A 6,157-nucleotide genomic window follows, 5' to 3' on the forward strand; every position below is an offset into this window, starting at 1 on the left:
GAGAGCCTTGGCAACCTCACCGGCGGGTCGCGGCGCGGGGCTGTCTACCAGGGCCGCCTCGACTTTCAATTCGACGCCGACCTCGACAAGCTCATGGGCTGGCAGGGCGCGACCTTTCACACCAATCTCTATCAGATCCACGGCACCGGGCTCTCGCGCTACTACGTCAACAACATCATCGCGGTGAGCGGGATCGAGGCGCTGCCCGCCTCGCGGCTGTTCGAGCTCTGGGTCGAACAGAAGTTCTTCGACGGACAGCTCGGAATCAAGGTCGGCCAGATCTCGGCCGACACCGAGTTCGCGGTGAGCCAGACCGGCACGCTCTTCGTCAACTCGACCTTCGGCTGGCCCAACATCATCGCCGACGTGCTCCCGAGCGGCGGTCCGATCTACCCGCTGGCCGTGCCGGCCGTGCGCGCGAAATACGTGCCGAACCGGAACTTCTCGCTGCAGGTCGGGCTCTTCGACGGCGACCCGGCGGGCGCGGCCCGCGCCGACAACGACCCCGACCCGCAGCGGCGCAACCGGACCGGCACCAACTTCCGCACCAACGACCCGGCGCTTGTGATTGCGGAAGCCGCCTATGCCTACAACATCGCGAAGGGAGATCCGGGCGAGCCCGGCACGGTGACGCTCGGGGGCTGGCATCATTTCGGCCGGTTCGACAGCCTGCGCTTCGACAATGCCGGCGGGCGCTTGGCCGATCCCTCGACCACCGGCATCGCGCGGCGCTTCCGGGGCGACAGCGGGATCTACGGGATCATCGACCAGACCGTCTACCGCGAGCCCGACGACCCCAACGACGGCGCCAGCGTGTTCGTGCGGCTTTCGGCTTCGCCCACCGACCGCAACATCGTCGATGTCTACCTCGATGCCGGCATCGCCTACAAAGGCCTGTTCAAGGGCCGCTCCGACGACACGGTCGGCCTCGCCTTCGCCCTGTCGCGGATCTCGCGGAGCGCGCGCGGCTTCGACCTCGATTCGATCCTCGCCACCGGTATCCCCGGCCCGCGGCGCAGCAGCGAGGCGGTGATCGAGGCGACCTACCAGGCCGTCATCGGCCCCGGCATCACGATCCAGCCCGACGTCCAGTACGTCTTCCGCCCGAGCGGCGGCATCGCCAACCCGCGCGATCCCAACGGCGCCCGCATCAGGAACGCGGCGGTGTTCGGGCTACGGGGGATTGTCCGGTACTGATCGGCACGGGGAGAGCCTATTCCGCCGCAGGCACCTGCAGCGAGAGCAATCGCGTCTTGCGCAAGCGCTTCTCGTCGTGGGCGCCGCCCTGGGCCTCCGCGGCCCCGAGGGTCCGGCGGGCATCGGACACCGCGGCGTGGACGGCATCGATGGCGAGGATGAGAGCGCTCACCGTGCGGTTGTCGATCGAGCGCTCACGCGCCTGGCGGACCACGTCGGCGACGAGATCGTCGGTCTCGGCCACGAGCCCGTCGAGGTCCGACCTGACCCTGGCCGCGCGAACTTCCTTGAGGATGTCGAGCAGGCGGTCGAGCACGACGTCGATGCGCTCGCGCCGCTTACGGGCGAGGCGCTGGCCGAGCCAGGCGATCCCCGAGCCGAGGGTGCCGCCGAAGAAGGCGAGCAGGTAGATGTAATCCTCGTAGCGCTCGAACAGCGTCTGCTGCTCGCGCTCGAAATAATCCACTGCGCCGGGGTGGTTGGGCAGCCGGGCACTGGTGGCGGCGACCGTGCTCTCGAAATCCGGTGCCTTCATCTGGTTGGCCAGCGGCGCCGTGGTGGCGAGCTTGGAGCGCCATTCGAACAGGTGCTGCGTCACCGATGCCGCCGAGATTCGGTTGAGGCCGCCCCTGGCCATCAGGCGATACGAGGCGCCGACGGTCTTGACGTCGTCGTCGGGGCGCTTGGGCCGGCCGCCGAAGGTGCCGGCCGGGATCGTCGTCGCCTGCAACTCGGGCATCCGCTGGACGATCGCGTCGCCGTCCGGCACCGACAAGAAGTCGACCTTCTTGTCGGGCGATGCCATCTCGACGGCGCGCACGGTCGAGATCGACGCTTTCGAGGCGGGTGCCGCGATGACGGCGACGGCATCGACGCGATCCTCGGCGAGCGCCTTCGTGACCTCGGCGGGTTTCAGCGGAACCAGCACGACGTGGCCGGCTTCGAGCGGAGCACCGCCCTGCGGTTCGGCCACCGCCGTCAGGTCGTAGAAGCCGAGCAGGCTGGTGATGAAGGGGATGTCCGCCCCGTGGCGCTCGACCACGCCGAGACGCTTCCTGGCGAGATCGGGCAAGCTCTCGAGGCCCTCCGACCCCGGTGCAACGATGAGCAGCGCCTCGTCATGCAGGATGGCCAGGGTCAGGCCGTTATCGGGCAGCAGCACGTCGGGACGCACCACCGCGAGGTCAGCCAAGCCCGCCCGCAGCGCCGTGGCACTGTCGCGGACGTCGTCGAAATGATGGACCTTGAGACGCACGTCCTCGCGCGCGCGCGACAGGGCTTGCGCATAGACATCGAGGAGGATCGCCTCTGCACCGTCCCGCGGTCCGACGGCGACGATCAGCGTGGTCGGCCGCGACACATACACGATGGCCGCGGCGATGAGCGCGAGCCCGAGCGCCACGAGGAAGAAGACCGATTCCCGCCTCAGGAGGATTGACGGCTTGCCCAGTGCTCTGCCCTTCCTCTGTGTTGCAACGATGCGGTGAACGTCTCAGGCAAACCTGTCTTGAACGTGGACAAATTATGGCTCGTGATGAACCCCTGACCCGGCAAAATGTTGCGCCGCCGGATGCGCCCAAATCCAAGCCGGTCACCGCCTCCTACCTGGAGCGGGCGGCGCTGCACTACCTCGAACGCTACAGCGCCTCGGTCGCGATGCTGCGGGGCACCCTGACGCGCCGCGTGCGCAACCGCTGCCGCCTGCGCGCTGAGGATCCCGCCGCTTTCGCCGACCTCATCGAGGCGACTGTGACGCGGGCTGTCTCGGCTGGCCTGGTCGACGATTCCCGGTTTACGCAGGGTCGCATCGCAAGCTTGCGCAGGCGTGGCGCCTCGTCGCGTGCCGTCTCCGCCAAGCTCGCAGCAAAAGGGGTGCCACGCGACCTCGTGGCCGATGCATTGAGCCAGGAGCGCGAGGCGGCGGAAGCGGAGGACGGCCCTCCTGTCGAGGAAACCGCCGCCCATGCCTATGCCAAGAGGCGGCGCCTCGGACCCTGGCGCCGGGCCGACCAGCGCGCGCTCCATCGCGACCGCGACCTCGCCGCCATGGCGCGGGCTGGGTTCCCATTCTCGCTGGCCAGCCGCATCGTCGATGCACGGGACGACGACGAGCCGGCCGCATCGTGATCCGTCCGCAAGCCGAATGTCGCAGGGGTCCCCGATCCGTCGAACAAACTTGAACGAACCACGAACAAAGCGCATCTTTCTCGAATGGACGAAGCCCTCGCCAAGAAGCTGCGCATCCTCGCCGATGCCGCGAAATACGACGCCTCCTGCTCCTCATCCGGAGCGCCGAGGCGCAAGGCCGGCAAGGGCGAACTCGGCTCGACCACGGGGGCGGGCATATGCCACGCCTATACGCCGGATGGGCGCTGCATCTCGCTCCTCAAGATCCTGCTCACGAACTACTGCCTGTTCGATTGCGCGTATTGCATCAACCGCCGCTCCTCGAACGTCGCCCGCGCGAAATTCACCGTCGAGGAGGTCGTCCGGCTGACGGTGGAGTTCTACAAGCGCAACTACATCGAGGGCCTGTTTCTCTCGTCGGGCATCATCAAGTCGCCCGACCACACGATGGAGCTGCTGACGCGGGTGGCGAAATCGCTGCGGCGCGACCATGGCTTTCGCGGCTACATCCATCTGAAGTCGATCCCCGAGGCGAGCCCGTGGCTGATCGAGGAAGCCGGGCTCTACGCGGACCGGCTCTCGATCAATGTCGAGCTGCCCACGGAGGCGAGCCTGGCGCAGCTCGCCCCTGAGAAGGACGGTGCGACGATCCAGGGCGCCATGGCGCAGATCGGCGAGCGCATCGCGGAGGCCAAGGCGGAGAAGCGTCGCTTCTCGCCCGCGGGCCAGTCGACCCAGGTCATCGTCGGGGCGGACGCCACCACCGACGAGGCGCTGATCCGCAAGAGCGGGCACCTCTACAACGCCTTCAACCTGAAGCGGGTTTATTACTCGGCCTTCAGCCCGATCCCGGACGGAGCGTCGATCCTGCCCCTGAAATCGCCGCCGCTGCAGCGCGAGCACCGGCTCTACCAGGCCGATTGGCTGCTGCGGTACTACGACTTCACTCCCGACGACGTCGCAGACGCGGCGGAGGACGGGATGTTTGCTCTCGACATCGACCCCAAACTCGCCTGGGCGCTCAAGAACCGCCACCGCTTCCCCGTGGACGTCAACACGGGGGAGCGCGAGATGCTGCTGCGGGTGCCGGGCCTGGGGGCGCGGGCGGTCGACAAGATCGTGCGGGCGCGACGGCACACGACCCTGCGGCTCGACGACGTCGCCCGCCTCACCTCCAGCCTCAAGCGCGCCCGTCCGTTCCTCATCGCCGCCGACCACCGGCCGACCGCGCTCACCGACCGTCTCGATCTGCGCGCACGGCTGACGGAGCCGGCGCGACAGTTGAGCCTGTTTTGATGAAGGCCGGCGGTGCGCGGCTCTTCCCTCCCCCTTGCGGGATGGGACCTGGGGTGGGGGTGGTTCCGCCGGTCTCCCAAGCGAGTCACCCAGTTACCTCCGCCGTTTCGCTCCGCGCCGGCGCCGACCTCGACGGGTTCCGCACAGCCGCCCGCCGCCTCGTCGCGGCCGGGATCCCGCCGGATTGCGCGGATTGGCAGATCGGAGAGTCGCGAGATCTCTTCGGAGCGGAAGACGTCCCCGCGACGGACGCTCCCTTGAGCCTGCCGCGCGGCGTCGGAGACCTGATCCGGATGGTGGTCCCCCACCGCGACCCCGAGCGCTACGCCCTGCTCTACCGGCTCGTCTGGCGCATCCAGCACGGCGAGCGCCGCCTCCTCGACGTGGCGAGCGATCCGCTCGTCCATCGCCTCGAGCGCATGCGCAAGGCGATCGCCCGCGACCTGCACAAGATGCACGCCTTCCTGCGGTTTCGCCGCTGCGAAGGCGAGGGTTCGGAGAGCTTCGTCGCGTGGTTCGAGCCGGACCATCACATCCTGGAGGCGGCGGCCCCGTTCTTCGTCGACCGATTCCGGTCGCTGACATGGTCGATCCTGACGCCGGAGGGTTCGGTGCTCTGGGATGGCTCCAGGCTCGCGTTCGGGCCGCCGGGCCGGCGCGAGGACGTGCCGGCGAGCGACGGATTCGAGGCGGGCTGGCGGGATTACTACGAGAGCACCTTCAACCCGGCGCGCACGAACCTGCGTGCCATGCGGTCCGAAATGCCGAAGAAATACTGGCACAACATGCCCGAGACGGCGGCCATTCCGGGCCTCGTCCGGGCCGCCTCCGCCAGGACGCAGGCGATGATCGAGCGAGGTCCGCAGATGCCCGTGAAGCGAAACCCCACCCGCGCCGTCGCCGCCATGGCAGACCAGGAGCCACAGGACCTGGAGGCCCTCAACGCCATCATCCGCCGCTCCGAACCGCTGGTCCCTGGCGCGACCCAGGCCGTCCTCGGCGAAGGCCCGGCCCACGCGTCCCTGGCCTTCGTCGGCGAGCAGCCCGGCGACCAGGAGGATCGGCAGGGCCGCCCCTTCGTCGGGCCGGCGGGCCAGTTGCTGGCCCGCGCCATGGCGGAAGCCGGGCTCCATCGTGAGCAGGCCTACCTTACGAATGCGGTCAAGCATTTCAAGTTCGAGGAGCGTGGCAGGCGCCGCATCCATCAGAAGCCCACTGCCGGCGAAGTCAGCCACTACCGCTGGTGGCTGGAGCGCGAGCTCGACTTCGTCGCCCCCAAGCTCGTGGTGGCCCTCGGCGCCACCGCGGTCCTTGCACTCACCGGCAAGGCGATCCCGATCACCCGCGCGCGGGGCCCGGCCGATTTCGCTAAGCCTTATGCGGGCTTCATCACCGTGCATCCCTCCTACCTGCTGCGTCTGCCCGACGAGGCCAAGGACGAGGCCTATGGCGCGTTCGTGCAGGATCTGCGACGCATCAGAACCCTCTCCGAGGAACTCGCGGCCTGACGGGCGCGATGCCCGGCGCGCCGCCATCT

At 68.6% G+C, this 6,157-nt stretch carries 5 protein-coding genes; 4 read left to right on the plus strand and 1 reads right to left on the minus strand.

Going from position 1 to position 6,157, the window contains the following annotated elements; genetic code table 11:
* A partial coding sequence (locus ACFE7U_RS17105; RefSeq protein WP_375410915.1) for a carbohydrate porin occupies nt 1-1,197 on the plus strand: 1,197 nt, incomplete at its 5' end.
* A gap of 16 nt (nt 1,198-1,213) precedes the next feature.
* On the opposite strand, the gene ACFE7U_RS17110 is transcribed toward ACFE7U_RS17105, so the two are convergent.
* Nucleotides 1,214-2,626 carry a TAXI family TRAP transporter solute-binding subunit gene (locus tag ACFE7U_RS17110; RefSeq protein ID WP_375410918.1) on the minus strand — a complete coding sequence of 471 codons (1,413 nt, stop codon included), beginning with the start codon at nt 2,624-2,626 and terminating at the stop codon, nt 1,214-1,216.
* A 95-nt stretch (nt 2,627-2,721) separates the two neighbouring features.
* Between ACFE7U_RS17110 and ACFE7U_RS17115 the strand changes: the two genes are divergently transcribed.
* The 3 genes from ACFE7U_RS17115 (at nt 2,722) to ACFE7U_RS17125 (ending at nt 6,128) form a co-directional block, all read left to right on the plus strand.
* Complete coding sequence (locus ACFE7U_RS17115; protein WP_375410916.1) at nt 2,722-3,324, plus strand: regulatory protein RecX; 603 nt, start codon at nt 2,722-2,724, stop codon at nt 3,322-3,324.
* Nucleotides 3,325-3,408: 84 nt separating this feature from the next.
* Complete coding sequence (locus ACFE7U_RS17120) at nt 3,409-4,620, plus strand: putative DNA modification/repair radical SAM protein (RefSeq protein ID WP_375410917.1); 1,212 nt, start codon at nt 3,409-3,411, stop codon at nt 4,618-4,620.
* A gap of 41 nt (nt 4,621-4,661) precedes the next feature.
* Nucleotides 4,662-6,128 (plus strand): UdgX family uracil-DNA binding protein, encoded by a 1,467-nt coding sequence (locus ACFE7U_RS17125; protein ID WP_375410919.1) that lies wholly within the window; start codon nt 4,662-4,664, stop codon nt 6,126-6,128.
* Nucleotides 6,129-6,157 lie beyond the last annotated feature (29 nt).

Origin of the sequence: uncultured Methylobacterium sp. (assembly GCF_964251405.1) — a bacterium.
GTDB lineage: Bacteria > Pseudomonadota > Alphaproteobacteria > Rhizobiales > Beijerinckiaceae > Methylobacterium.

Coding starts and splice junctions, on each gene's coding strand:
- ACFE7U_RS17115 (WP_375410916.1), top strand. CDS start 2,722: ATGGCTCGTGATGAACCCCTGACCCGGCAAAATGTTGCGCCGCCGGAT.
- ACFE7U_RS17120 (WP_375410917.1), top strand. CDS start 3,409: ATGGACGAAGCCCTCGCCAAGAAGCTGCGCATCCTCGCCGATGCCGCG.
- ACFE7U_RS17125 (WP_375410919.1), top strand. CDS start 4,662: ATGGGACCTGGGGTGGGGGTGGTTCCGCCGGTCTCCCAAGCGAGTCAC.